This is a genomic window from Chitinophaga solisilvae, assembly GCF_009928525.1.
Taxonomy (GTDB): Bacteria; Bacteroidota; Bacteroidia; order Chitinophagales; family Chitinophagaceae; genus Chitinophaga; species Chitinophaga solisilvae.
Genome location: NZ_JAABOK010000011.1, coordinates 77,321 through 101,562 on the forward strand (window position 1 = coordinate 77,321; position 24,242 = coordinate 101,562).

Sequence of the window (24,242 nt, forward strand, 5' to 3'; positions counted from 1 at the left end):
TGACGGCCATGTTTCAGCAGGCTGCCGGGGTATTTCAGGGATAGCACATCAGGGCCTAGTGGCGCGTATTTTCATCTATACGGAAGGATACTTTACATATCAGTCCGTAGGTAGTTATCTTCCCATCCTTCACATGCGCTTTAATATCTTTCACATAAACAGAATCAATGTTATGAATCGTTTTTGATACTTCGGTCACCGCATTATTCAGCGCATCTTCGATACCTTTTTCAGAGGAGGCAATTACCTCGATTACTTTTACAATAGCCATAACAAATGTTTTAAGGTATACAATCTGTCGGCGGATAATGTTCAGTAAAAGGGTCTGCCATAGCCGGACATTTACCGGGCCTTGCTGACAGCGGCTTCCACAGTATCCAGGAAATTCACCAGCCTGCCTTTATTGCTTTCATAGATGAAGTCACGCAGACTTTTACCGGGGTATCCGGAGAAATCCCCGACAATGGCCAGCCGTACCTGGTAGGTGGAGCATTTTTGCAATACTTCACCGGCGAGGCCGGTCTTCAGATCAAAGAATTCCGGGGTAATGTTGTGTTCATGCAGTATAATACCGTTGAAATCCTGATAGTACAGGTCCATAAATAACTGCAGGGCATCATCTGCCTGCCGGATCAGGATTTTCCCTGATGTTACTTCTGCTATGCGGTTGTTTCCGTTTTGATGGGTAATAATTTCCATGGGTTATCTGGCTCAAATATGCTGCAAAATAAGGTAATCCGGGATGAATAACGACAAAAGCCAGCACCTGTGAGTCAGGCGCCGGCGTTACCTCGTTGTGTTTTATTGTACGAACAGGCCAATGCCCGTTATTTACCAGTGACTGGCAGGCTGCGCTGCCTGTTCAGCAGCATACCGGCGGATTGTTCCCGGTTGCCATCGCTGTTTAGAGAAAGACGGCCCGCACCGCCATTGGTTGCATGGAAAAAGGAGGTCTTGCTATCTCGACAAGTTCATGAATTTATCCCACAGACATTCAAAATCGATGTAGATCAGAAGGTATAATAAACAGGCACTTATGACGGATTACACGACATGGCTCAGCAGCAGCACCGGTTTTTCATCAACCGCGACAGATTACTGGAAGGCTATTTTCAGCAACGGCACTTTATTATATAGCGATGCCACCTGCTGCATCACCACAAAGCCGGATCTTCCGGAAGGCCTCATGACGCTGAAAACCGCTGCCAGCTGGACAATGAAGCATCCGTAAGGCTGGCGCATGCAGCCAGGCTGACATTATTTGGCAAATGGGATTTTATTGCCTCCCATTACCAGGAACAGATCACCGGCTGATATGCTGCTGCTATAAATGGTAAAGGCGTACTGTCGTACGCCTTTACCATGAGCTGTCAGGATACTCAGTAATATGCGGAAGCTGACAGGAAAGCCGTAATGGCCGCCTGGTCTGCATAATTCAGGGTGATAATATCCTTCACTGCCTGTTGCTTGTCTTTCGCCCGCTTGTAATAAGACTTGCAGATAGTATATCCCATAAAATACCCCAGGTCGCCCATTGTCTTTGTTACTGTTCCGTTATACAGCCAGTTGGAATAATCTTCTCCCATCATTTCCTTTTTGAATGCTTCTTTCAGCGCCTTTTCATTTTCTCTGCCATAACGCAGGTAGGCATTCTGCAGCGGTTGCCGCAGCACCAGTTCTGTGATAAAGTCGCAGGCCCCTTCACAGAGGGACTGTCCCAGCAGGGTTTTGCCTTCGCTCTTCTGCTGCGTGTGTACGTACTCGTGCACCACCACCGGAATGATGTTATTGGTTTGCTGCGACTGAAAGAAGTTCGCCAGTCTTTTATCCGGAAACTCAGATACATCGGTAGCGGGATCGCCCATGGTTATTTCAGATCCGATGAGCACCATGGAATCTTTGGTGGTACCCGCCGCGCGGATGGCAGTGATAGTAAAGAATATCTTTGCCGGGCGATACTCAGGATACAACACGTTGAAATCCCGGATATGCTTTTCAATTGCCGGAATTTTTTCCTTAATCGTAAACGTATTGCTACGGATAGAACTCCAGAACCGGGGATATTTATTCACCGCATCTACCAGCCTGGCAGCATCAAATCTCCTGAGCTTCATGAATGCCTTTAATCCGTCAGTACCTTTATCAATATACATGGATTGCATCAGCTGTACCTGTTTTTCTCTATCCTGCAAAGGCCGGACGCTGTCATAGGCAGCCCAGAAATGATCGATATCGGATGTTAGTGCGGCAGGTTCATGTTGTGAAAACGCGGACAACGGGCATACCAGAGAAAATACAAATGCAGCAAAATACACACGCGTGTTTTTGCGCAAAGAGCAGCATAATTTTTTCATTTGATCCAGAAATTTTTGACAGTTGATATTGGTTGTATTATTCCTCCGGGCATAGGATTTAAAAGTAAAATTAGTAAAATTCGGCCGTCACTTCAGAGAAGATTTTGTTATTTTATTATTTAATGATCTGAGATTTAATCTGAGCGGGTATAAAATGCAGCGTATGCAGGAAATATTAAGACAACATATTGAAAAGATAGTACCGCTCACGGATGATGAGTTTACCTTTATCGCTGCTCATTTCAGCATCCGGCATGCCGCCAGGGGCGAGTTTCTGTTTCAGCAGGGAGAACGGGTAAAGTATTCCTATTTTGTTGTATCCGGACTTTTAAAGCTGGTATATGACGATGATTCCAGCAAACAGCATATTGCTTCCTTTGCCATGGAAGACTGGTGGGAAAGCGACTACCTGGCCTTTTATACGCAGCGTAACGCTACCATGTCCCTGCAATGCATAGAAGCTACCGATTTATTTTGTCTTACCCTGGAAGATTACCGGCAGCTCTGCGCCGGTCTTCGTAAGATGGAGCAGTTCTTTCTGCATAAATCCAACTACGGTAATATCGGCGCACAGCAGCGGATATTATCCTTTCTCACCTCCAATGCCAAGGAGCGCTATGAGCAGTTGCTGCACCGGTATCCTTCCCTCCTTCAAAGAGTACCTAAAACACAGCTGGCCGCCTACCTGGGCGTTTCGCGGGAAACCCTCAGCAGGCTTGGCCGTTCATGAGCCGCACCTCCATCATATTCCATATCCTGCCTGAAACGTTACCTGAATTGTGATATTTGTCACACGTAAAAAACGATCGTTGTTATCATCTTTGCAGCATAGATTTTATTACCCGTTGGCGCCAACACATTTATCATACAAAAATGGAAAAACGAGTAATCAATCCCTGGCAATGGCAGGATCAGCGCAGCTATGCGCAGGCCGTTGAAGTGAAACAACCGGAAAGCATCCTGTACTGTTCAGGACAGGCCGCTATCAGCACTGACGGCATTTCCAGCAACAGCGACATGAAAACACAGCTGCTCCAGGCCCTGGAAAACCTGGAAACAGTTATCCATACCGCCGGCTACTCCTGCAGCGGCATTGTAAGGTTAAATATCTATACTACCGCCACCGCTGAGCTGTGGGAATGTTTTGATATTTTCCGGGAATGGATCGCCAGGCACGGCGTACAGCAGGCCCTCACCCTGCTGGAAGTTAAAAGCCTCTTTGAAACACTAAAGGTAGAACTGGAAGCCACGGTGGTGAAAACGTGAGACATTTGAGATGTGATTATTTGAGATTTGGTTATTTGAGATTTTCTTCCCGGCAAGATGCCCTCTGTATTTAAGAAGACACACTGCAGAGAAGAAAATCTCAAATAACCAAATCTCAAATAATTAAATGGCTGTCCGGATCCGGACGCTGCCTGCGTTCATATGCGGACAAACAAACAATACAGGAACGTGTAAAAGAGCCATATTTCAGCATTTACAGGGGTGGCAGCATTCTTGTGTTAGCGGGTGGGAGAAAAAAGCCGGACATGTTAAGCAGCTATTTCAAAATCGCCTGGCGTAATCTGGCCAGACAGAAAATGTATGCAGCCATTAAGATATGCGGATTTGCACTGGGCATTGCCTCGTGCCTGCTGATCTTTTTATATATCATGAATGAGCTGAGCTTCGACCGGCACATTCCGCAGGCAGATCGTATTTACCGGGTAATCGGCATCATCAATAACAAGATGGTGACAGAGAAGGGCTGCGCGTGGCCGGCGCCGCTGGCAGCCACGCTGCAGAAAGACTATCCGGAAGTAGAGAAGACCGGCAGATACCTGGATAACCCCGGCTGGAGCGGTGCGGGTAACAGTCAGGTCAGGCGGGCAGACCGCACCGGCAACAGCTATGAAGAAGGGCTGGTATATGCAGATCAGGAACTGCTGGATATACTGCAGCCTCCTTTTATTTACGGTAACCCTGCACAGGCGCTGACGGAGCCGAATACCATTGTCATCACACAACGTAAAGCAGCAAAGTATTTCCCGGGAGAAAACCCGGTGGGTAAACTGCTTATCCTCAACGATAAAACAGATAAGCCTTATAAAATCGGCGGCGTTATAGCTGATTTCCCTTCTACCTCCCACTTCCGGCAGGATTTTCTGATAACGCTCAAAGGAGTTGAATTCTGGCCCGGCGAACAAACATTCTGGAGAGCATCCAATTATACTACATATGTTAAACTGCGCGCCGGTACTGATGTTGCGGCGCTGGAAAACAAAATCACCACCGGCATCATCCGGGGGTACTATGTTCCTGCCATGAAGGAAGTCGGAGATGTGAATGCCGCTACCATGGCAGAAAAAGCAAAGATTACGCTGCAACCTGTGGCAGACATCCATCTCAGGTCTGCCGGTATACAGGACGGTATACATCACGGTGACATACGCCTGGTATGGCTCTTTGGAGCTGTGGCGGGATTCATTCTCCTGATTGCCTGCATCAATTTCATGAACCTGACTACCGCCCGTTCGGCCGGCAGAGCGAAGGAAATAGGACTTAAAAAAGCAATCGGCGCAGCGCGTTCCGGCCTGATACGCCAGTTCCTTGCGGAGTCTTTGCTGTACAGTTTTCTTTCCTTCCTCCTGGGCATCCTGCTGGCATATCTGCTGCTGCCTTTTTTCAATTCGCTCGCCTCCCGGTCCCTGACAATCCCCTGGGCCGCCTGGTGGTTTACACCAGGGATACTGGTTTCCATCATTATAGTAGGCATAGTGGCAGGGCTGTATCCCGCCTTTTATCTGTCCTCCCTGAAGCCGGTGCAGGTACTCAAAGGCGGCGCTGCCGCCGGCAATAAAAGCGCCACCCTGCGCAGCGTACTGGTCGTATTCCAGTTTGCCGCTTCCGTTATACTCATTGTGGCTACTATGATTATCTACCGGCAGATGGGATATATCCTGCATAAGAAGGCTGGTTTTGACAAAGAACAGGTGTTGCTGATACAGGGCGCCGGTACATTGAAAGAGCAGGCGCAGACCTTTAAGAAAGCCTTGCTGCAGGTACCGGGCGTTGCACATGCTACCATCAGCGGCTACTTACCGGTGGAGGGCACGCAGCGGGATCAGAATGCCTTCTGGAATGAAGGCAGACGGGAATCAGAGAGTGCTGTCGGCGCTCAGATATGGAGTGTGGATCCGGATTATATCCAGACACTGGGCATGCATATCGCGGAGGGCCGTAATTTTTCAGCTGCCATGCCTACCGATTCACAGGCGGTGATTATCAACCAGGCGATGGCCCGCCGGCTGAACCTGAAAAACCCGCTGGAAAAACGCGTTTCCAACTCCGGACAAACCTTTACCGTCATCGGTGTGCTGGAAAATTTCCACTATGAATCTATGAAACAGGAAATAGGTCCGCTTTGCCTCAGGCTCGGTGGCTATCCGGATATGGTAGCTGTTAAAATACAATCGCCGGACCTGCCGCAGGTGCTGGCATCCGTCAATAGCGTGTGGAAGAGCTTTGCACCGCATCAACCGATACGCTATACTTTTATGGATGAAACCTTTGCCCGCATGTATGAAGATGTACAGCAGGCCGGACGCATATTCACCACTTTTGCGATCCTGGCTGTTACGGTGGCCTGTCTGGGATTACTGGGCCTTTCCGCCTTTATTGCAGAACAACGCACGCGGGAAATAGGTGTGCGCAAAGTACTGGGCGCCAGTGTACAACAGGTAGTGATATTATTATCAAAGGATTTCCTGCGGCTGGTACTCATTGCCATTATCGTGGCTGTTCCGCTGGTATGGTACGGCATGAACCGCTGGCTGGAGAATTTTGCCTATCATGTTAACATCGGCTGGACAGTATTTGTGGTGGCCGGTATGATGGCAGTCACCATCGCACTGATTACCGTTTCCTTCCAGTCAGTGAAGGCAGCATTGATGAACCCGGTGAAATCGTTAAAAGCGGAGTGATTTTATTATTTTTTTTATTTGAGATTTGGTTATTTTTTCCTGCCGTTTGTGTGGTGTGGTTTGATGATTAAATTGTTTTACTGCCATTACTTTTCCTGTTGTTTGTGTTGCGTTGGGAGATCTGACTACTTTACCTGCTCCCACCATTTGTTCCAGGTTTTGCCGGGCTGGTCCAGGTTTACCTTTTCGCCGATCAGTGGCGTGATAACCGGCACGCCGGCCGCTTCGGCCAGTGAGGTCACCCATTGTAAAGGTTCATACCAGGGATGTTGGGCCAGCTTGAATTTAGAATGATGCACCGGCATCAGGTTCTTTGCCTGCAGCTCCCTGGCTTCTGTTACCACTTCATTTGGCAGGGAATGGATGTAGGGCCATTTCTCATTGTATTGCCCGCATTCCAGGATGGCCAGATCAAAAGGTCCGAATTGTGCGCCTATACTCTTAAAATGCGGACCATAGCCACTGTCGCCGCCCAGGAATAATTTCCTGGCTGGCGTTTGCCATACAAAGGAGGTCCATAGTGAAATATTGCGGTGCAGCAGCCTGCCGGAAAAATGCCGTGCAGGCGTTAACGTTATCGTATTACCGGCGCCCAATGTTTCCGTCTGATACCAGTTCTTTTCAACAAGTTTATTTTTGTCCCAGGCCCAGTACTCAAAATGCTGCGCTACTCCCAGTCCGCAGATCACCTTTTTCACTTTTTGCTTCAGCAGCTGCATGGTAGGATAATCCAGATGATCCCAATGGTCATGGGAAATAAGGAGCACATCTATCTCCGGCATATCATCCGCATGGTAAATATCTGCACCGGGAAATGCTTTTACCGATCCCCGGATGGGCGATGCATTACCGCTGAATACAGGGTCTACCAGGAGTTTCAGGCCCTCGGCCTGGATGAAGTAGGAACTGTGTCCGAACCATACCAGTACATTTTCTTCCGGCGCCAGGCTTTTCAGATCCGTTTTCACGGAAGGCAGCGGACGCGATGGCTCGGTATCTGTATGCTTCCCGAAAAACTGCCACAGCACCTTCATCATATTCTCTCCTTCCACCAGTGCTGGTGTAGGGATCAGGTTCTGAAACTGCCCGCTTTTATAATTGGAAAGCGTATTAAAATATGCTTTCCGTCCGGCATCGGGGAACCGGCCATATTTCTTACTTAAAGCCATTATTCCAGTTTTAGTTTTTCTTCTTCCAGGTCTATCTGGTGAAGAAATTTCCTGACAATTTCTTCATCAATACGCTGTTCTTCCTTGTTCATCTGCAATAACAGCTGACGTTGCCTGTCAAGAATTTTTTTATAGATAGATTTAATATTTGCAGGAACATTTACTGTTTCATCAGATTCCAGCTGGTTCTGCCACAGCCGTGATAATTTCTGCAGATGGAAGCTGTGCGACAGTTCCTCCTGATGATCTGCCCGGAGCATAGCCAGCGATACTTTTGCCAGCTCTTCCCGGAGCAGGGCAGCCGTTTCTTCCTCCGGCATATGGTCGTTGAATGCCGGCAGCTTCACTTTCCTGATCAGCAGTGGCAGCGTTAACCCCTGCAATACCAGCGTTACCAGGATAACGATGAAGGTGATGTACAATACCAGATTCCGGTGCGGGAAGGCCGCTCCGCTGCTGGTGATAACAGGAACCGACAACGCCGCTGCCAGCGAAACCACGCCGCGCATGCCTGTCCAGCCCATAATGAGCGGCGCTCTGGCCCCCGGATTCTTATCTGCCACCGTAATAAAATAACTCGCAATCCGGGTAACAATCAATGCCCCGAAGCCTGCCAGCATTCTGCCTAAAATCAACACTGCTGTAATCAGCAGCCCGTATCCCGTTGCCTCATAAAAGCCAATGCCTTCCTGCTTCAGGGCGGAAGTAATTTCAGGAAGATCTAACCCGATCAACATAAATACCAGGCCGTTTAACAAAAAGACAAAGCTCTGCCAGACATTCTCTCCTCTTAAACGGGAGGAGCTGCCCAGGAAACGATGCCGGTGATAAGAGAGAAAAAGGCCACCGCTGACTACAGCCAGCACACCGGAAGCATGTACTTCCTCTGCTGCAATATACATGGCGTAAGGCGTTACCAGGGTAAGGATAATGTCCATATTCACGTCTGTCGGCAGCCACTTGTGCGCCTTGAGAAAAACAAATCCCACTGCCAGACCGATGAGGATACCACCAATCACCATCCAGACAAAACTCAGCGCAGCATTATACCAGATGAACTGCCCGGTAGATACGGCGATAGCGGCAAAACGGAAAATAATCAGGGAGGAAGCGTCGTTCAGCAGACTTTCTCCTTCCAGGATGGAAGACATTCTTTTCGGTACCTTCACAAACTTCAGGATGGCGCTGGCACTTACCGCATCCGGCGGAGAAACAATGCCGCCCAGCAGGAAACCCAGTGCCAGCGAGAACCCCGGAATGAAAGCATTGGCCGCCAGCGCAACCGAAATAGCTGTCAGAAATACAACTACAAAGGCAAAACTGCCGATGATCCTGCGCCAGAACCACAATTCCTTCCAGGAATTTGCCCAGGCGGCTTCATACAATAACGGTGGCAGGAAAATAATGAAAATCAGTTCAGGATCTATTTTGAGCGCAGGTATACCGGGAATAAAACTGATACCCAGGCCGGCCAGCACCAGCAATACAGGGTAAGCTACCCTGATCCTGTTGCCCAGCATTATCAGCAGAATAATCAGGACTATCAGTCCTAAATAAAAGGGGAAGTGTTCCAGCATATCAGATCTTAGTTGTTATGGTTTGATGTTAAATCCTGCACAATTTGCAAATTTCCCGGCATTTAAGCGCTTTCTGAAATTCATCATATGCTACCTTATACAGCTCCGACAGCATACCTTCATCTTTCTTCGCTTTTCCACACCACACACACATGATAAAAATAGCATTTTGTCCGCCATTCCGGAAGAAGAATTCTGGCAGTTTCGGTACATTCGGGCAGGGCTATCAGAAAAAATATATGTTCAAATGAAGACTGTAGTAATCAACAACCAGACATTTCAGCTGCATAGCGGCTATCAGCAGGACGAAAGCAGGCGCCAGGAGTTTAACCGCCTGATGCACGCCACCTGGGGCTTTGACTTTGAAAACTATTACCAGTGCGGCTATTGGGATGAAACGTGTATCCTGCACACCCTTTTCGACGGAGACAAAGCCGTATCGCATGTGACGGTGAGCCTGTTCCGGAGCTTCATCAGCAGCCGGCCTGTTACATTGCTGCAACAGGGCACCGTGATGACAGACAAGGCGTATCAGCGGCAGGGCCTGAGCCGGTGGCTGATGGAGTATATTGCCCGCGAATACAAAGACCAGGTATATGGTATGTTTTTATTTGCCAACGATACCGTACTTGATTTTTATCCCCGCTTCGGTTTTGTTCCGGTAAAAGAATACCAGGCATTTAAAAAGACAACACCCCGTAAAGCCGATACTGCAGCCAAACGCAGGCTGAACATGGACAATGCAGCCGATTTACAGCTGATGGAAAACCTGGCTAAGCATGCGATGTATCATACTGTATTGCCGGTGCAGAACTACAGCCTGTTGTTTTTCTACTGTTACGCCTATCCGAAATTCGGCTTCAGGGATTCCGTTTATTATATCGAATCACTGCAGGCAGCCGTAGTAGCGCAGCAGGAAGATGATACGCTGCATATCCTGGAAATCTGCGCTCCCACCGCCATAGCGCTGGATGATGTTATTGCCGCCTTTGCAGACGACACCATACACACCGTAGCCCTGGGCTTTGCACCTGCAGAAAACGGCTTTAGCTACCGGGAACACAAGGAAGAAGACCTGACCTTGTTTGTATCACCGGAACTGCTGCCGCTGTTCCGGGAACATCGCTATATGATACCTGTCCTCTCTCATACCTGATACAGCCTATAAAAACGAACAGCATGACACCTTTAAGAGAGATAGCCCATACATGGGCCAGACCTAAAAAACTGAATGACTTTATAGAATATGCCGGCGTATCTGCTGCCATAGAAACAGCTGCCGGTAATATATACACCGGCATCAGCATCGATACCGCCTGTTCCATGGGCTTCTGCGCAGAACACAGCGCCATTGCCGACATGCTCAAGCACGGCGAACACCTGATAAAAGCAGTGGTAGCCATAGATGCCAACGGCGATGCCGTGCCCCCCTGCGGACGTTGCCGGGAACTGATGAGCCAACTATCCAGGGAGAACCTGCAGGCCACAATAGAAGTGAGAAACGGTGTGCTGGTGAAGCTGGAGGCATTACTGCCGTATGATTGGAAAGAGGGGTTGGGAAGGGAATGGTAATGGTTTAGATTAATTACGAATTGCGAATTGCGAATTACGAATGAGGAGCGAAGAACTAAACGTAGATTTAAGGAGGATATTTGATAGTTATCACCTTAAATATTCGTTTAGTTCTTCGCTCCTCATTCGTAATTCGCAATTCGTAATTCGCAATTATTTTTTAAACATTCTCCACATTTTTATCTTCAACGCCAGCCATCCCAGTAAGGCGTATACGATCAGCAAAACGCTCAGGTGCCTGATAAATGGATATGTCAGGTCTACGGTGCCTTTCTGGATCAGCAGAATTTTAAATGCCTGCAGGAAAGGTGTTAAAGGGATGATGTTGGCCATGAACTGTACAAATGCAGGCATGGCGTTGAGCGGCCAGGTAAAACCACTGATGATGAAGGCCGGCGAAGCAATGACCATCAGTATCTGGGTAGCTTTCAGCGCATCGGGAATGAGGATGCTGACAAATACCCCCATAAAGGAAGCTGACCCCACGAAGAAAGTGGTCAGCCAGATAAAGCTCAGGATGCTTTCCGGCAATGGTACGCGGAAAAGGATATGCATCAGGTAATAGACAGATACGATCAGGATAGAAAATATCCAGATGGGAATAACTTTGATGAGCATAGTCGGGAATGCCCAGCGACGCATAGAGCGGTACTCTTCCGTGAAGGAACCACGCTGGAATTCGGCCGCAAAGCTGACTGCCATGGCGAGCAGGATCACCTGCTGTAATACTACTGCCAGCATGGCCGGCCACATAAAAATGAGGTAGTTGCTGGTGGTATTGAAAAGTGTAATGTAATTGGTTTTAAACGGTTCGTACTGTGTCACCGCCCGGGAAGCGGGCATCCCCATCTTCTGCAGGCCTTTAATGGAAACGCCGGCAGAAAAGGTGCCTATCGTCATTTGTAAAGCCTTGGAAGCGAAATTGGCCGTTAATACGTTTCCGGTGTTGACATATACATTGACTTCCGGATACTTTTTCTGCAGCAGGTCCGCCTCAAAGCGGGAAGGGATCATTACGACAGCCGCTGCCTCTTTTCTGATTACTTCGTCATTGATACTGGCAGGTTCCTGCAGGTATTTCAGTATGCGGATGCTCTTGTTATCACCCAGCATTTCCACGAGCTGATTGGATAACGGCGTGTTATCCTTATCAATCACGATAACAGGTGTATTCTCTACTTTCCCGCTTTTATATACAAAGCCCAGCAGGGTGGCATAAAATACCGGCGCCAGGAAAAATACCGTGCGCAGGGTAGCATTGCCAATGAACAGCTTGAACTCACGTTTCAACAATCGGATAAATTCTTTCATGCCTAATTATTTCAGGATAACACTCGCATTTACCAGTACATCTTTTGCCTTGCTCATATCTTTTGGCTGTACCTTAATTTCATACACGGCATCCTGCACCTGGTAGTCAGGATAGGCGGTGGTGATATCGGCATAGCGGGTCAGCTGCTTGATGTAGGCAATAGTACCGTCTACTTCCTCTTTGTTATACAGGAGCTGCAACTTTACCTCCTGTCCTTTTTTGTAGCGCGATATTTTACTTTCCGGTACGGTGAACCGGAAATACGTGCTGCCGGGGATATATCCGTTGAAGAGCGCAAAGCCGGCGGTGGCGAGTTCTCCGGGGTTCAGGCTGATGGTTTCAATATCCATATCGTTTGTAGCGATGACATATCTTTCTGAATAAGCCACGTTGGCTTCCTGCAGCGCGCCTTTCGCCTGGGAGGCCTGACCGGCGGCCATATTCACCTTTTCCACACGGGTGCCTCTTTTCACGTCATCCAGTTCCGCTACCACTGCATCGTATTGCGCTTTTGCGCCCTGCAGCTTAGCGTAAATTTCATCGTATGCCTGCGGCGCCATGAGGCTGTCGTTGAACATATTGGTGGCCCGGGCATACGATTTCTTTGCAAACTCGTACTGTTCTTTCAGTCCTTTGTATTTGGCCTGCAGCTGTTTCATCTGGTCGGGGGTAGCGCCGTTGCGCGCCATCTGTTCCTGCGCGGTAGCGGCGTTGACGGCTCCCTGGGCCTGTGCAATTTTAGCTGATACTTCCGGAACATCCAGTAATGCCAGAGTATCTCCTTTTTTTACGGTCTGCCCTTCTGCCACAAAAATTTTCAGTATTCTGCCGGTCACCTTCGGGGCAAAAGACACAACATCCTTTTTGGCTTTGCCCTCAAACCTGTCTGCATCCCGTTTCCGGGGACTGCAGCCCGCCAGTGCCAGTAAAATCATCAGTGATATGCAGGTAGTAATTCTCATTTTATAGCTGTTAATTTTAGTAATGGTGATTCAGAACAGGTATGCGTTAATACAGTTTGCTGATATCCAGCTCCTGTGTGGAGCGCATCAGTTCTATGGCTGCACGGCGCTGATTGAACACGGCATTCTGATAGTCCAGTTCTGCCGCTTCCAGGTCATTTTCGGCTTCTATCAGCTGGGTGGATTTACTCATGCCGTAGCGGAATTCCTTTTCCGCCTGTACCAGGGCGCTGGCGGCCATCTCCTTCTGCTTTCTCTTCAGCGCAATCTGTGCATTCGCAATTTCAAAGTTGGATTGGTTGTTAGCCTGATTCAGCGTGAGTTTGCGCAGTGCGTCATATTTCTGGTTCTGCAGCAGCTCGCGGTCTATGCGGGCTGTTTCTATGGCATGCTTCCCTTCCCTGCCGTCAAAAATCTCCCATTTAAATCCGATGCCGGCCATGACCGAAGGAAAGATGTTCAGGTTGGTAGGCCGCCAGTCCAGCTTACGGCCAGGGTATCCTATAGCCGGAATTTCGGGGATGATATTATCCGATGATTTAATCCGGGTACCGTACAGGCCGACATAGAAAGACGAAGCCATGAGCTGTACTTTTGGAATCCACCAGGTCTGTTCTGCCTTAATCTTATAGCCGGATGCGTTAATGCCATGATTCAGGGCGCGTATCTCTGCACGTTCTTCAATGGTTCGCTGCAGCACTGCCGGCGCTACAGCCACCAGCGCGGGTTCTATCAGACGCAGCCTGTCCTTGCCGATACCGGTAAGTACTTCCAGTTGCGTCAGCAGCAATTCCTTCTTCCCTTCATATTCTGCTACTTTAGCATCCAGGGTGGCCTGGGCCAGCTCTATCTTCTTATGGTCATATGGTGTGATAAGCCCATATCCCAGGGCTTTGTCGGCCGTTTTACGATTGGCATCCAGTCTTCTTTTCCCTTCGTCCAGCACCTTTTTTGACTGATGTACCAGGGCCAGCTGGTCGTATGCGCGGGAAATGGTGGCGGCCACATCATCTGCCGTTTTCTCCAGCAGTACATTTTCCGACAGCTTTTTCTCTGCCAGTGCTTTGCCCAGCTGTTTCACCTTCCCGCCGGAATACAGCAGCATTTTGGCGTCTGCCTTTGCCAGCCCGGAGAAACCTGATGCATTGATGTTGTTATTATACTTACCTTCCGGAATATTCAGGAACGGCTGCAGATTTAATTCAGGAGAAATGATTCTTGCCGTGGCATTCAGATAACCCGCCATACCACTCACTTCCAGCGTAGGCAGATAAACATCTTTCAGTTTATGCTGATCCAGGCTGGTCAGTTTATTTTTAGCCAGTTGCGCTCTGAGGTCTGCATCCTTCACCATGGCACTGTCCAGCAGCTCTTTAAAAGCAGGCGCCGTTTGTGCGTTACCGTAGTGATAGAATATAAGTGACAGGAGCAGAAAAAACAGCTTATTCTTCATTGATAAAAAAATGTTTTAATCCAGATAATATCTTTCGTTCAGATTCCGCGGGGATGACAATATCATTCTTCCTGGGGGTAAGGTATCCTATCGATCATTCATCAGTATTTCTTTTAATTAACATATAAAGTAAATTAATGTTTATTTATTTAAAATGATGTTGCTCCGCCACATCTTTTCAAAACAGATTTTTATCAGCTGCTGCTGACAAAAACAATTGTTGCCGTCTTTTTTACGGGAAGATGCCGGCGGTATAACGCCACCGGACACACGCAGGACAAGCACAGACAGGTACAGATCAGGGCAGAAACAGGAAAGGCCGCGAGAAAACCGGCCGGAATTATCGCAAACCAACACAAAATTGGTTATAAAACGGTAAGAAATGGATTAAAACGACATTAGAAAGCAGTACAGAAAATTACACACAACCGATACAACCTCTTACCACAGCAGATTTTAGCAGCATACACGCCTATACGGCTATCTGCTCATTTTAACAAAATGCTAAGACTATCTCCTTTTTTCAGGTGTTGCTACCGCGATACGTATCAGCAGGATTACAAACAACAGGGTTACCGGCGTGAACATAATTTTCTCCAGCTGATTTTCGGCCATCAGGTTACCGGCAGTATTGAGGGCAAACAATACCACATACGCCCACAGTATGATATTCAGCCAGCGTTGCGGTAAAGTATGACGGATATAATCTGCCTTCAGGAGCAGTACGGCTATCAGCAGCAGGTTGATGGTAATGGAGATGATTTCAGCGGTCAGCAGCTGTTCATTGCTGGTAATGCGGCCGCCCCAGACAATATCATACGGTATCAGCTTTACGGTAACGGCTATATGAAAAAGGATAATAGCTGCCAGCAGGATCAGCATAACTTTTACAGCGGTATGGGGAAACGTTGTCCGGTTCATAGCATCGGGGGGATATAAGTGCGAAGGTAATGCACCCGGCGGTATACTGGTAATGCTACCGCAGAAAATCATGGGAAATTAATACCGGCTAGGCGCTGACAGCAGCAGAGATCGCTGCATATTACCGGTTTTACGGGATATTTCCGGCGGTAATTATTGGTTATATTTGGTAAGTGTCACCATTTACATCACCCTAAAAAGAAGCGTTATGAAAAAAGAAACCAGAAAATTAAAACTGAGCAAAGTGGTAGTAGCCAGACTGAATAAGCAGGTTGAATCAGCAAAGCGCCCTACAGTAGGCGACTGGACCTGTGAATTTACGTTGCGGACCTGTGCTTCGGTAGAGTTTAGCTGTTAAGCAGATCCAACTGATTTTCCCTGACTGTTCACTCATAATGGCAGAAGGCAGTGCCGGACGCCATGACAAAAGCCGCATAGCACTGTGCATGCGGCTTTTGCATTATTGCTGCAGTAACCCGTACATGTGAATCCGGATACTATTAAGTTTCGTAAACTTACCAGATCGCCACGGGGTTGATATTTACCTGTGTAGAACCTACGTACAACGGTTGCCCCAGCACAAATAAAAATTCCCAAACCTTTTCCTTCACCAGCGGTCTGGTATCAATCAGTTCCAGGTTGTAAATACCTTTCTTGGCCAGCATAAACTGGTTGACCGGAAATTCTTCCCCGCTACCGGGATTGGGATACACTTCCGTGGCCCAGGTATCGCCGCCGAAGGCGACTATGCCCTTATCTGCCAGCCACTGCGCGGCTTCCATACCGATACCGGGTTCTGTTTCCAGGAACTGGTTGTTATCCTTTCCGATCAGCTCCAGCCATCCGGTGTTAAATAGTATCACATCTCCCTTTCTCAGGGTAAGGCCTTCCTTTTTAAGCACTGACTCAATATCAGCTACGGTAAACACGGTTCCTCCCGGAACAATTTTCTTCCCGTACCAGGCTGTCATATCCAGTAAAACCGCGCGGGTAACAATGGGCGGCACCTTTTCTATTCCCAGTTTTTTCACGCCTTCCACCGTCACAAAATCCGTGGCCTTGTTTCCGTTATAATACACGTTATCAATACCGATGTGCCCAATGCCGTTCAGCTGTGTACCCACACCGGTCCAGCCGTTCACCAGTTCATCGTTAAAGCTGAATTTATTAGGTCCCAGCGTGCGGCCTCCCTGTTCTCCCGGCTGGATATTGTAGAGATGAAAACTGCGATGCCGGAAAGCCGGCAGGTGTTTATCTATTGGCACCGCCAGCGGCAGGGTTTTTCCTTGCCTGACGAGCTTTAAAGACTGCAGCACCAGTTCCGGTGTTATTAAATTGGCGGCGCCTATTTCATCGTTACGGCCGTAAGGCGCATGGTACCAGCCGGTATCTTTTGGATTTACGGAGAGCTTCTGCTGTTGTGCATTTGCCTGGAAGGCGGCTGACAGCAACATTCCTGACAGCAGTACCTTGCTGATAATATTTCTTTTCATGACTTTAAATTTTTGAAAGCGCTGAATGGATGAACTGCATTTCTTCCGGGGTAATATCAATATCTGCTGCCCGGGCATTGGCTGTAGCCTGTGCGGCATTTCTCGCTCCTGCGAGCACTATGGTGATAGCAGGTTGCAGCATGGTCCAGCGTAATACCAATTGGGAAAGTGTAGCGTTTTTGGCTTCTGCCAGCGGCGTAATTGTATCTAAAAATGTTTTCACTTTGGCAAGGTCAAACTGTCCGAAGTATCCGTTGCGGTGATCGTCTTCTTTCAGTTTACCATCTTTAAAATATTTACCGGTTAACAGTCCTCTTTCCATCGGGCTGTATACAATGATGCCCAGCTGATGTTCCAGGGCGTATGGTACAAGATCCTTTTCAATACCGCGGTTCAGCATACTGTAACCTACCTGGTTGCTGGCGATCTGCAGGTTTTTCCGGGCTGCTTCCACCAGTTCCACACTGTAGTTGCTCACACCGGCAGCCCGGATCTTTCCCTGCTGCTGCAGTAATTCCAATGCTTCCATGGTTTCGCTGACCGGCGTGGTGCTGTCAGGCCAGTGAATCTGTAACAGATCGATATAGTCCGTTTGCAGCCGCTTCAGGCTATCTTCCACTTCTTTGATCACACTGGCTTTGGCAGCGTACTTATAGACAGGTATTTTCTTTCCGGCTTCTTCCGCGTCAAAGAAAAATTCACCTTTGCCACTATTGCTTCCATCCCAGACGAGGCCAAATTTGGTCAGCAGCTGAATATTGCTTCTGTCGTATCCTTTGATGGCTTCGCCGATCATTTCTTCGCTCAGTCCGAATCCGTAGAACGGGGCCGTGTCAAGGGTTGTAACGCCATTGTCCAGCGATGCCTTTACGGATGCTATGGAATCCTTTCTTTCGTTACCGCCCCACATGTTGCCTCCGATGGCAAATGCGCCGTAGGTGATAGCTGATAATTTCAGATCTGCATTGCCCAATATTCTGTATTCCATTGTTTTTATATTTTTTCTGTGAGATAAATCTGCGGGGCTTCCGCCAGCTTGCCGGCCGCCAGTGCGGCGAATGCCGCGATGTATGGTTGCCTGTTATGTGCATCCAGTCCTTCCTGGTTCTTCCATATTTCATAGAAAACAAAGAGGTCTTTATCTGTTGTTCCCTGATGAAGGTCGTACAGGAGGCACGCTTCTTCCTTTCTGGTTTCCTGTACCATATGTTGCAGTACAGCCAGTACTTCTTCGCGGTATTCCGGTTTTGTTTTGATGACAGCCGTCAGCCAGATGTTCATGATAATTGTTTTTCAAGGGTGAATATTTCTTCCAGATGACTGAGATAATTGCGGCGGTAATTGACAATGCGCTCTTCAGTTGCGTTTTTCTCCAGGTCATGGAAATGGAAGCCTTCCGTTCGGGTCATGCCAACGAACTGGTTCATTTTATGAAAGCCGAACAGTACGCCGTCATCGACAGGCCGTTGGTCAAAAAACTCTCCGGGGAGAGTAAATGCGGTATCAGGGGCATTCCAGGTGGTGGTGACCATGTATTTTTTCCCCTGCATGAGTCCGCCGGTTCCGTAATTGATAGCCGGGTTCAGGCGGCTTCTGCCGTCACTGGCGTACATCCCGTTCTGGTGGCCGGCGGTAAACACGTCATCGATATATTTCTTTAAGCGGCCCGGCACCTGGAACCACCAGACAGGCGTATGATAGATGACCATGTCAGCCCATTTAAAGTTTTCTACCTCTTCCATAGCGTCAAAATCATTGTTGATATTGGCTACGCGGTATTCCAGTCCTTTTCTTTTCAGGAAGGAGGTTGTCCAGCCTGTCAGCATTTCGTTGAACTTCCCGCCTGAATGTGCGAAAACCTGTCCTGCGTTAATGATAAATATCTTCATTTCTATAATTTTAATTATTGATAATGCAAAATTCTATCATTTTTATATATCACACAAATAACTTAAATTGCACCTTTATATCAGAAAAATTATAGTTATGCGATGGAACTTAGAGTGGCTCCGGACATTCAAAGCCATATATGAAACCGGTACCTTATCTGCTGCGGCGCAGGAACTTTCTGTATCCCAGCCGGGAGTGAGCCTTCACTTAAACTCGCTCGAAGCCTTTACCGGGTATAAGCTGTTTGACCGCTCAGCCAGAAAAATGGTCCCGACAGAAAAGGGTAAAATTTTGTACAACTACATATTTGAACCGCTGAAGAAACTGGAAACAGGGGAACAGCATTTTCACAAGCGCTCGAAGGATGAGCGGGTAACGATCAGCGTGGGGATGTGCTTTGAGACATTTCAATACACCCTGGAAGAACATATTGCCAGTCTGCCGTTTAACCTCATCATTAAATTCGGCGAATATCCCCAGATGCAGCAGGATCTCGATAATGGCCTGCTGGACCTGATTATTACGCCGCAAAAGGGCAATCAGCAGAATCTGCAGTACCTCCCGTTTTCCAAGGAAAGGATTGTGTTGATAGCCGGTTGTAAAACAGAAACAGCCGGACTGGAAGATTTGTTTCAGCAGGGTAAGCTGAAGGAAGCTACACGGTTACTGAAGCAGCAGCTCTGGTATAGTACAGCTGCGGATATGGAGCATCTGAAAAACTTCTGGCTCACGCATTTCGGGGAGCATCCTGATTTCAGTCCTAATTATATAGTGCCGAACATCAGTTCTATTATCCGTTGTCTGAGCGACAGCACCGGGTTTTCGATAGTGCCTGATTTTCTTTGTACAGAATATATTAAATCGGGAAAGATAAAAGCGGTGTGGGAAGGTACTCATCCGCTGGAGAATGTGCTTTACTTCGGGACCAGAAAAAAGACGATGTATCAGAAAGAAATTGCGCAGCTGGAGCAGTTGTTACGGGAGAAGTGGGAACTGACGGTAACGGAAGAAGAAAGCCTTCAGCGATAGTCAGCTGAAGGCATCTGCATTTATTTATACTGTTCTGATCAGGGCTGTTACCTGATCCTGGTCAGGAACAAACCAGCGGGCGGCAACCTCGCGGAGATTATTGTCGTCTGCCACCTGATCAGCCGCCCAGGCAACGATACCATCAGGGCGTACCAGCAGGGCGCTCACACCCAGCTGCTCTTTGGCGCTGCGGGCAATATACCTGATGCTGTTACTATAGGCAGCCGCCCATGTTTTCAGGGTGGCATTGCCTTCAAAATCAAGCAGTATCCCATGCCCTTCCTGCATGAATGCGCCGAGCTTCGTGCCATCTTCCAGTTCAAAATCAGGAACGCTGTAACCGGTCATCGGATGATTACCGGGCGGGTAGTGCATGTTTACGCCCCACACGCGTTCCGCCATGTAGGTAGCGCCATTGCGGGTATGCATGAGGTCAGCGATAATATTGTACAATGCATTGGAAGCAGCATCAGGTTTCATGATGGCTACCTGTGCGCGCGACCAGTCCAGTACCTGTACTCCGACCGGGTGCCGTTCGGCAGTATAGGTGTCCAGCAGATCTTCAGGCGCTTTCCCGTTGATGACAGCAGCGAGTTTCCATCCCAGGTTCATGGCATCGCCCAGCCCCAGGTTCAGCCCCTGGCCGCCCAGTGGCGAATGGATATGTGCGGCGTCTCCGGCTAAAAACACCCGGCCGTTGCGGTAGCTGGTAGCCTGCCGGGTTCTGTCTGTCCATGTCGTTGCGAGGTGCAGCGCGGTGACAGTCACATCTGTTTCAGAAATGCGGCGCAGCAGCTGCTGCACATGTTCAAGTGTAACCGGTTTATCCGCATTGCGGAATGCACCGCCGTCAAAGTCCTGCATGATGAGGTATCCAGGCTGCGATTGCAGATACATACCGGTCGCCATTTTATTGCGGCCGGGTTTGAGTTTTCCGGGATCGGCAATATCCACCAGCAGGGAGTAGCCGGTAAACTCCGGTTCTGTCCCGGCGAAATCAAACGCTCCTTTCTTGCGGATCACACTACGCGCGCCGTCACAGCCTGCGAGCCATTTACCCGTGAAGGAACGATCGCCTGCTTCAACAGTTACCCCGGTGGCGGTCTGCCGGAAGTCGGTCACGCCCAGGCCGCGCAGTATCGATACGCCAAGGGTTTCAGCGCGGCGGGTCAGCACTGATTCCACTTCTTCCATTTCGGATAACAGGTGGTTATTGATAGTACCGGGCAGCCGGTATTTCCATTGAGCAGCATCCACATCATCGAAATAAAATGGTATGCCGGCGAAGTGGCCTGCCTGGCGGCGAGGCGCCGGTGCAGAGACGCTGTGTGGATTTTTGAGGTGCTGATGTATTTTAAATTCGTTCAGCAGACCGCGGCGGTAAAGGGCGTCGACGGTAGGAGCATTGAGGCCGCGCATACCGAAAGGCATACGTTTCAACGGTGAGTCAGGGCTTTCCGCCTTTTCCAGTATTAATACGGAACATCCTGCCAGCGCCAGTTCACAGGCCAGCCACAGCCCAACGGGTCCTGCGCCGGAGATGATAACATCGTATGCATGATTTTGTGCGGATTGTCCGCCTGATGGTGTCGTTTTCATAAAGCATGATTGTAGCACAAAATTCGGTCATGCTGTTTCCTCAGGCTTGTATAAACGCGACAAAATTATTGTTACTGGTATGCAGTCTGCTTTTCCTTGCTTTCCGTGCAAATGCCGCCGGCGTAGTGCCGCTGTAACGTTTAAATTCCCGGCTCAGGTGAGCCTGGTCTGTATATCCCAGTTCATGCGCCAGTCCGGCCAGGCGGGTATCAGGGTGAAGCCACAGATGGTTACGTACCTGTTCAAAGCGCATCAGGCCGGACACATCTTTCACGGTATAGCCGGACGATTTCCTGAAACGCCGTTCCAGTGTACGCATGGTAGCATGTGCAGCCGCAGCCACTTCGCTGACAGGCATGGCGCCATTGGCTTTCCGCATGGCTACACCAGCCCTGAACAGCATGCTGTCCATAGCCACCTGCGAGCGCGCCTGCAGGAAATATTCCTGTACATGTGTTATTGCTTCTGCTATCTTACCGGAAGCCACCAGGGTATTTAATACCGGATACAGACCGGCAACAGGATGTTCAAATATGCGTACACTGTCATTACCCGAAGTGAGTCCGAGTAAATCGAATACGGTCCAGGGGTAGCATCTGACAGCAATAATTTCGAAACGGCCGCTGGTAGTTAATATCACCGGCTGATTGAGGAGTCCCATCATAAACAGCGGAGGTAAAGACTGCGGTTGTCCGTTGACGGCAATATAGCACGGGTTGCCGAAATGAAAGATGATTTCAGCGTAGCCGTCGGGCATCACTTCAAAATCTGATGGCTGCTCTCCAAAGTCCCGGCTGTTGTACCAAAAGCATCTGATGGTATCGCGGAGGGCTTCAGGAGGAGGAAATTCCTGGTGGTACATGATGGAACGGATATGGAAGGCAAGATACGATGGAAAACTGAAAAGGGTAATTTCCGAGGTTCAGTGCCCTGAACCATATAATAGGACATGCCGGCAATACGGATGATAGCTGTCAGCACATTTTCGCATACCTCCTGTAACAGGTACAAAGTTTTCATCTGCGTATAACCGTTAACGTAATGCCGGCGCCTTCTCAGATGCTAAATTGATACTCCTTAGTTATCTGAGCTTCCTGACACTCAAAGGTAAAATACATGAACATGAAAAGTATAAAACAAAAAAAGAATTTTTCAATCTTTTACCTGATATTTCTTTATTACCGTTCCTTATATTTGTAGCGCTACACACCATTTCACGAGAACGCGCATTAAGAAAACGTATGCAGAAATTCAACCAAAAATCTAATGCTGCCAGCAGATATATTCTATTCATCGTTGGTCTTGGTTTAGCCTTTCCGATCAGCGGCCTTATCACAAAATATATTGAGATCTTATCTAACGGAAATTTTGTTTTCCCCTATGCCATGCCGCTGATTATGCTGTTCATCACCTGGGGCTTATACCGGCTGGATGGATGGGGGCTTTCAGCGCTGGGTCTGAATCCCAGCGTCAGACACCTGCTTTATTTCCCGGCGGGCTTTATCTTTTCCCTGCTCTTCTACAGTATTACCATCATACTGATCAGCCTTATCACCGGCGCTCCGCTTTCCATATCCCCTGATCCGAAAGTAAATACGCTTTACCTGCTGATGGGCGCTTACCAGCTGTTTGCATCTGTACTGCTGGAAGAACTGGTGTTCCGCGGATACTGCTTTATGAAAACGAAAGCCATTACCAATGTCAGAACAGCGCAGATCATATTCGCACTCCTCTTTGTAGTATATCACTGGGTCAATAAAAACCTTTTTGGTCAGCCTGTAGTCATGATGATCTTCCTGGTTTATATCACCCTCGGACATCTCCTGTTCTCTACAGCGCTGCTGCGCAGCGGTTCCATGTATCTTTCCCTGGGCATCCACCTGGGATGGAACTGGACAGACATTTTCATCTTTGGTAAAACTGCCGGCGAAAAAACATTGTACATCACTACCTATGATTCCGGCAGCTGGTTTTACTTTATTGTTAAACAGTCGGTGAGTGTAGTGGTTATTCTGTTTATGATCTGGTTGCTGCAGCGGTTAGTGAAGCGGCGGTCTGCGGCGCCATTGCAGTTATCAGAGCAGCGGTAATGTAAGTTATCTGTTATGGTGAGAATAAGTGAGATCGGTAGAATATCAGCCTGGGTAGTATTACATAAAGTGTGTCGGTAAAAAATTCTATGGCCTCAGAAGATTTTTGATTTCGTTATAAAGATCTCTTACCTCTTTTCCTTTATCTTCGTTGTTATCATTAACCTTTTTTCCATTTTGAATCCAGCTAACAATAACATTATTACGAAGGGCTATTTTATCAATAGTAGTACTGTCTACTTTTACATCCTTAGATATATTGACTGGCTCATTATAAACGTTTGTAGTGCCGATATAAAGAACTGGATGTCCATCTCTAAGATAAAATACATATATACTTTTCCCTGTTTCACCATAAAAGGTAATATTCATTTTCAATGTATCCTTTCCTGACAGATAAAGTACAGCTTCTCCGGCTTCGGAAGAACCTTCAAGCCTTTTATTTATCTTTCTTAATATCCGGACTTTATTATCAATAATATCTTTATAAGAATAAATACTATTCTTATACAAAGAATCTTCTTCAGTAACTAAGCTGCAGGCAATAACTTCTTTTCGCTTAAAAGTATCAGATAATAATGTATCTCTATCTCCCATTTGCAGTTTAAGCCAATTACTGGCAGATGGGTTGCCACAACTTACTACCAAAATGGCAATTATTACTAATCTTAACATCACTTTTATTAATTACTTAAGTTGATATAAGGACCTCCTCTATTACCCGCATTTTTATCTCAATAATCCAAAGACGCTGTAATTGGATTAGATATTTTCAAAAACGACCTCTGATCAACTTTATTATGCAATTCTAAAATACCAGCTTTCCTCCCTTTATAAAAAACTAAAAATCTTGAAT

General features: G+C 47.9%; 25 protein-coding genes. 9 read left to right on the forward strand and 16 right to left on the reverse strand.

Annotated elements, in window-relative coordinates; genetic code table 11:
- Positions 1 to 55: 55 nt before the first annotated feature.
- Both GWG06_RS21785 and GWG06_RS21790 read right to left on the reverse strand, forming a co-directional pair.
- Positions 56 to 271 carry a dodecin family protein gene (locus GWG06_RS21785; protein ID WP_127041679.1) on the reverse strand — a complete coding sequence of 72 codons (216 nt, stop codon included), beginning with the start codon at positions 269 to 271 and terminating at the stop codon, positions 56 to 58.
- Between the two features lie 71 nt (positions 272 to 342).
- A complete protein-coding gene (locus tag GWG06_RS21790; RefSeq protein WP_160715965.1) occupies positions 343 to 699 on the reverse strand; it encodes a DUF4180 domain-containing protein in 357 nt (118 codons plus the stop codon).
- 337 nt (positions 700 to 1,036) lie between these two features.
- Between GWG06_RS21790 and GWG06_RS21795 the strand changes: the two genes are divergently transcribed.
- Complete coding sequence (locus GWG06_RS21795; protein WP_160715966.1) at positions 1,037 to 1,231, forward strand: hypothetical protein; 195 nt, start codon at positions 1,037 to 1,039, stop codon at positions 1,229 to 1,231.
- Positions 1,232 to 1,379: 148 nt separating this feature from the next.
- On the opposite strand, the gene GWG06_RS21800 is transcribed toward GWG06_RS21795, so the two are convergent.
- A complete protein-coding gene (locus GWG06_RS21800; protein ID WP_160715967.1) occupies positions 1,380 to 2,354 on the reverse strand; it encodes a DUF2268 domain-containing putative Zn-dependent protease in 975 nt (324 codons plus the stop codon).
- 163 nt (positions 2,355 to 2,517) lie between these two features.
- Between GWG06_RS21800 and GWG06_RS21805 the strand changes: the two genes are divergently transcribed.
- The 3 genes from GWG06_RS21805 (at position 2,518) to GWG06_RS21815 (ending at position 6,319) form a co-directional block, all read left to right on the forward strand.
- Positions 2,518 to 3,084, forward strand: a complete 567-nt coding sequence (locus GWG06_RS21805; RefSeq protein ID WP_160715968.1) for a Crp/Fnr family transcriptional regulator — start codon at positions 2,518 to 2,520, stop codon at positions 3,082 to 3,084.
- 143 nt (positions 3,085 to 3,227) lie between these two features.
- Positions 3,228 to 3,620, forward strand: coding sequence for a RidA family protein (locus GWG06_RS21810; protein WP_160715969.1), 393 nt, complete (start codon positions 3,228 to 3,230; stop codon positions 3,618 to 3,620).
- Between the two features lie 266 nt (positions 3,621 to 3,886).
- The gene (locus GWG06_RS21815; protein ID WP_160715970.1) at positions 3,887 to 6,319 is read left to right on the forward strand and encodes an ABC transporter permease; all 2,433 of its coding nucleotides are present in this window, start codon (positions 3,887 to 3,889) and stop codon (positions 6,317 to 6,319) included.
- A gap of 125 nt (positions 6,320 to 6,444) precedes the next feature.
- Here GWG06_RS21815 and GWG06_RS21820 read toward each other — a convergent pair whose 3' ends face one another.
- A complete protein-coding gene (locus GWG06_RS21820) occupies positions 6,445 to 7,488 on the reverse strand; it encodes an MBL fold metallo-hydrolase (protein WP_160715971.1) in 1,044 nt (347 codons plus the stop codon).
- The gene (locus tag GWG06_RS21825) at positions 7,488 to 9,065 is read right to left on the reverse strand and encodes a Na+/H+ antiporter (protein WP_160715972.1); all 1,578 of its coding nucleotides are present in this window, start codon (positions 9,063 to 9,065) and stop codon (positions 7,488 to 7,490) included. Before GWG06_RS21825 ends, GWG06_RS21820 begins: the two co-directional genes overlap by 1 nt.
- 247 nt (positions 9,066 to 9,312) lie before the next feature.
- Between GWG06_RS21825 and GWG06_RS21830 the strand changes: the two genes are divergently transcribed.
- Together GWG06_RS21830 and GWG06_RS21835 are read left to right on the forward strand one after the other, a co-directional pair.
- Positions 9,313 to 10,221, forward strand: coding sequence for a GNAT family N-acetyltransferase (locus tag GWG06_RS21830; RefSeq protein ID WP_160715974.1), 909 nt, complete (start codon positions 9,313 to 9,315; stop codon positions 10,219 to 10,221).
- Between the two features lie 23 nt (positions 10,222 to 10,244).
- Positions 10,245 to 10,637, forward strand: a complete 393-nt coding sequence (locus tag GWG06_RS21835; protein WP_160715976.1) for a cytidine deaminase family protein — start codon at positions 10,245 to 10,247, stop codon at positions 10,635 to 10,637.
- Between the two features lie 153 nt (positions 10,638 to 10,790).
- Here GWG06_RS21835 and GWG06_RS21840 read toward each other — a convergent pair whose 3' ends face one another.
- The 4 genes from GWG06_RS21840 to GWG06_RS21855 all read right to left on the reverse strand — a co-directional run bounded on the left by GWG06_RS21840 (position 10,791) and on the right by GWG06_RS21855 (position 15,285).
- Positions 10,791 to 11,948 (reverse strand): ABC transporter permease, encoded by a 1,158-nt coding sequence (locus GWG06_RS21840; protein WP_160715978.1) that lies wholly within the window; start codon positions 11,946 to 11,948, stop codon positions 10,791 to 10,793.
- A gap of 6 nt (positions 11,949 to 11,954) precedes the next feature.
- Positions 11,955 to 12,911, reverse strand: a complete 957-nt coding sequence (locus tag GWG06_RS21845; RefSeq protein ID WP_127041916.1) for an HlyD family secretion protein — start codon at positions 12,909 to 12,911, stop codon at positions 11,955 to 11,957.
- Between the two features lie 46 nt (positions 12,912 to 12,957).
- Positions 12,958 to 14,364, reverse strand: coding sequence for a TolC family protein (locus GWG06_RS21850; protein WP_160715980.1), 1,407 nt, complete (start codon positions 14,362 to 14,364; stop codon positions 12,958 to 12,960).
- A 510-nt stretch (positions 14,365 to 14,874) separates the two neighbouring features.
- The gene (locus GWG06_RS21855) at positions 14,875 to 15,285 is read right to left on the reverse strand and encodes a hypothetical protein (protein ID WP_160715982.1); all 411 of its coding nucleotides are present in this window, start codon (positions 15,283 to 15,285) and stop codon (positions 14,875 to 14,877) included.
- 208 nt (positions 15,286 to 15,493) lie between these two features.
- On the opposite strand from GWG06_RS21855, the gene GWG06_RS21860 reads away from it, so the two are divergent.
- Positions 15,494 to 15,643, forward strand: a complete 150-nt coding sequence (locus GWG06_RS21860) for a hypothetical protein (protein WP_160715984.1) — start codon at positions 15,494 to 15,496, stop codon at positions 15,641 to 15,643.
- Between the two features lie 157 nt (positions 15,644 to 15,800).
- Here the strand turns inward: GWG06_RS21860 and GWG06_RS21865 are convergent, their stop codons facing one another.
- Genes GWG06_RS21865 through GWG06_RS21880 form a run of 4 tightly spaced genes read right to left on the reverse strand, consistent with a single transcriptional unit; the run spans position 15,801 to position 18,667 of the window.
- A complete protein-coding gene (locus GWG06_RS21865) occupies positions 15,801 to 16,778 on the reverse strand; it encodes a cyclase family protein (protein WP_127041910.1) in 978 nt (325 codons plus the stop codon).
- Positions 16,779 to 16,782: 4 nt separating this feature from the next.
- The gene (locus GWG06_RS21870; protein ID WP_160715986.1) at positions 16,783 to 17,766 is read right to left on the reverse strand and encodes an aldo/keto reductase; all 984 of its coding nucleotides are present in this window, start codon (positions 17,764 to 17,766) and stop codon (positions 16,783 to 16,785) included.
- A 5-nt stretch (positions 17,767 to 17,771) separates the two neighbouring features.
- Positions 17,772 to 18,059, reverse strand: a complete 288-nt coding sequence (locus GWG06_RS21875) for a putative quinol monooxygenase (RefSeq protein WP_127041906.1) — start codon at positions 18,057 to 18,059, stop codon at positions 17,772 to 17,774.
- Positions 18,056 to 18,667 carry an NAD(P)H-dependent oxidoreductase gene (locus GWG06_RS21880; protein WP_160715988.1) on the reverse strand — a complete coding sequence of 204 codons (612 nt, stop codon included), beginning with the start codon at positions 18,665 to 18,667 and terminating at the stop codon, positions 18,056 to 18,058. Before GWG06_RS21880 ends, GWG06_RS21875 begins: the two co-directional genes overlap by 4 nt.
- 97 nt (positions 18,668 to 18,764) lie before the next feature.
- On the opposite strand from GWG06_RS21880, the gene GWG06_RS21885 reads away from it, so the two are divergent.
- On the forward strand, positions 18,765 to 19,697 hold the full coding sequence (locus GWG06_RS21885; protein WP_160715990.1) for a LysR family transcriptional regulator: 933 nt from the start codon (positions 18,765 to 18,767) through the stop codon (positions 19,695 to 19,697).
- A 24-nt stretch (positions 19,698 to 19,721) separates the two neighbouring features.
- On the opposite strand, the gene GWG06_RS21890 is transcribed toward GWG06_RS21885, so the two are convergent.
- On the reverse strand, positions 19,722 to 21,296 hold the full coding sequence (locus GWG06_RS21890; protein ID WP_160715992.1) for an FAD-dependent monooxygenase: 1,575 nt from the start codon (positions 21,294 to 21,296) through the stop codon (positions 19,722 to 19,724).
- Between the two features lie 40 nt (positions 21,297 to 21,336).
- Positions 21,337 to 22,158: a helix-turn-helix domain-containing protein gene (locus GWG06_RS21895; protein WP_160715994.1), complete on the reverse strand. Its 822-nt coding sequence runs from the start codon at positions 22,156 to 22,158 to the stop codon at positions 21,337 to 21,339.
- Between the two features lie 379 nt (positions 22,159 to 22,537).
- Here GWG06_RS21895 and GWG06_RS21900 point away from each other — a divergent pair, with 379 nt between their 5' ends.
- Positions 22,538 to 23,386 (forward strand): CPBP family intramembrane glutamic endopeptidase, encoded by an 849-nt coding sequence (locus GWG06_RS21900; protein ID WP_160715996.1) that lies wholly within the window; start codon positions 22,538 to 22,540, stop codon positions 23,384 to 23,386.
- An 87-nt stretch (positions 23,387 to 23,473) separates the two neighbouring features.
- On the opposite strand, the gene GWG06_RS21905 is transcribed toward GWG06_RS21900, so the two are convergent.
- Positions 23,474 to 24,061: a hypothetical protein gene (locus tag GWG06_RS21905; protein WP_160715998.1), complete on the reverse strand. Its 588-nt coding sequence runs from the start codon at positions 24,059 to 24,061 to the stop codon at positions 23,474 to 23,476.
- Positions 24,062 to 24,242: the final 181 nt, after the last annotated feature.

Excerpts from the sequence above, each read along its gene's own strand:
- GWG06_RS21785 (WP_127041679.1), bottom strand. The coding sequence starts at position 271 with ATGGCTATTGTAAAAGTAATCGAGGTAATTGCCTCCTCTGAAAAAGGT.
- GWG06_RS21790 (WP_160715965.1), bottom strand. The coding sequence starts at position 699 with ATGGAAATTATTACCCATCAAAACGGAAACAACCGCATAGCAGAAGTA.
- GWG06_RS21795 (WP_160715966.1), top strand. The coding sequence starts at position 1,037 with ATGACGGATTACACGACATGGCTCAGCAGCAGCACCGGTTTTTCATCA.
- GWG06_RS21800 (WP_160715967.1), bottom strand. The coding sequence starts at position 2,354 with ATGAAAAAATTATGCTGCTCTTTGCGCAAAAACACGCGTGTGTATTTT.
- GWG06_RS21805 (WP_160715968.1), top strand. The coding sequence starts at position 2,518 with ATGCAGGAAATATTAAGACAACATATTGAAAAGATAGTACCGCTCACG.
- GWG06_RS21810 (WP_160715969.1), top strand. The coding sequence starts at position 3,228 with ATGGAAAAACGAGTAATCAATCCCTGGCAATGGCAGGATCAGCGCAGC.
- GWG06_RS21815 (WP_160715970.1), top strand. The coding sequence starts at position 3,887 with ATGTTAAGCAGCTATTTCAAAATCGCCTGGCGTAATCTGGCCAGACAG.
- GWG06_RS21820 (WP_160715971.1), bottom strand. The coding sequence starts at position 7,488 with ATGGCTTTAAGTAAGAAATATGGCCGGTTCCCCGATGCCGGACGGAAA.
- GWG06_RS21825 (WP_160715972.1), bottom strand. The coding sequence starts at position 9,065 with ATGCTGGAACACTTCCCCTTTTATTTAGGACTGATAGTCCTGATTATT.
- GWG06_RS21830 (WP_160715974.1), top strand. The coding sequence starts at position 9,313 with ATGAAGACTGTAGTAATCAACAACCAGACATTTCAGCTGCATAGCGGC.
- GWG06_RS21835 (WP_160715976.1), top strand. The coding sequence starts at position 10,245 with ATGACACCTTTAAGAGAGATAGCCCATACATGGGCCAGACCTAAAAAA.
- GWG06_RS21840 (WP_160715978.1), bottom strand. The coding sequence starts at position 11,948 with ATGAAAGAATTTATCCGATTGTTGAAACGTGAGTTCAAGCTGTTCATT.
- GWG06_RS21845 (WP_127041916.1), bottom strand. The coding sequence starts at position 12,911 with ATGAGAATTACTACCTGCATATCACTGATGATTTTACTGGCACTGGCG.
- GWG06_RS21850 (WP_160715980.1), bottom strand. The coding sequence starts at position 14,364 with ATGAAGAATAAGCTGTTTTTTCTGCTCCTGTCACTTATATTCTATCAC.
- GWG06_RS21855 (WP_160715982.1), bottom strand. The coding sequence starts at position 15,285 with ATGAACCGGACAACGTTTCCCCATACCGCTGTAAAAGTTATGCTGATC.
- GWG06_RS21860 (WP_160715984.1), top strand. The coding sequence starts at position 15,494 with ATGAAAAAAGAAACCAGAAAATTAAAACTGAGCAAAGTGGTAGTAGCC.
- GWG06_RS21865 (WP_127041910.1), bottom strand. The coding sequence starts at position 16,778 with ATGAAAAGAAATATTATCAGCAAGGTACTGCTGTCAGGAATGTTGCTG.
- GWG06_RS21870 (WP_160715986.1), bottom strand. The coding sequence starts at position 17,766 with ATGGAATACAGAATATTGGGCAATGCAGATCTGAAATTATCAGCTATC.
- GWG06_RS21875 (WP_127041906.1), bottom strand. The coding sequence starts at position 18,059 with ATGAACATCTGGCTGACGGCTGTCATCAAAACAAAACCGGAATACCGC.
- GWG06_RS21880 (WP_160715988.1), bottom strand. The coding sequence starts at position 18,667 with ATGAAGATATTTATCATTAACGCAGGACAGGTTTTCGCACATTCAGGC.
- GWG06_RS21885 (WP_160715990.1), top strand. The coding sequence starts at position 18,765 with ATGCGATGGAACTTAGAGTGGCTCCGGACATTCAAAGCCATATATGAA.
- GWG06_RS21890 (WP_160715992.1), bottom strand. The coding sequence starts at position 21,296 with ATGAAAACGACACCATCAGGCGGACAATCCGCACAAAATCATGCATAC.
- GWG06_RS21895 (WP_160715994.1), bottom strand. The coding sequence starts at position 22,158 with ATGTACCACCAGGAATTTCCTCCTCCTGAAGCCCTCCGCGATACCATC.
- GWG06_RS21900 (WP_160715996.1), top strand. The coding sequence starts at position 22,538 with ATGCAGAAATTCAACCAAAAATCTAATGCTGCCAGCAGATATATTCTA.
- GWG06_RS21905 (WP_160715998.1), bottom strand. The coding sequence starts at position 24,061 with ATGTTAAGATTAGTAATAATTGCCATTTTGGTAGTAAGTTGTGGCAAC.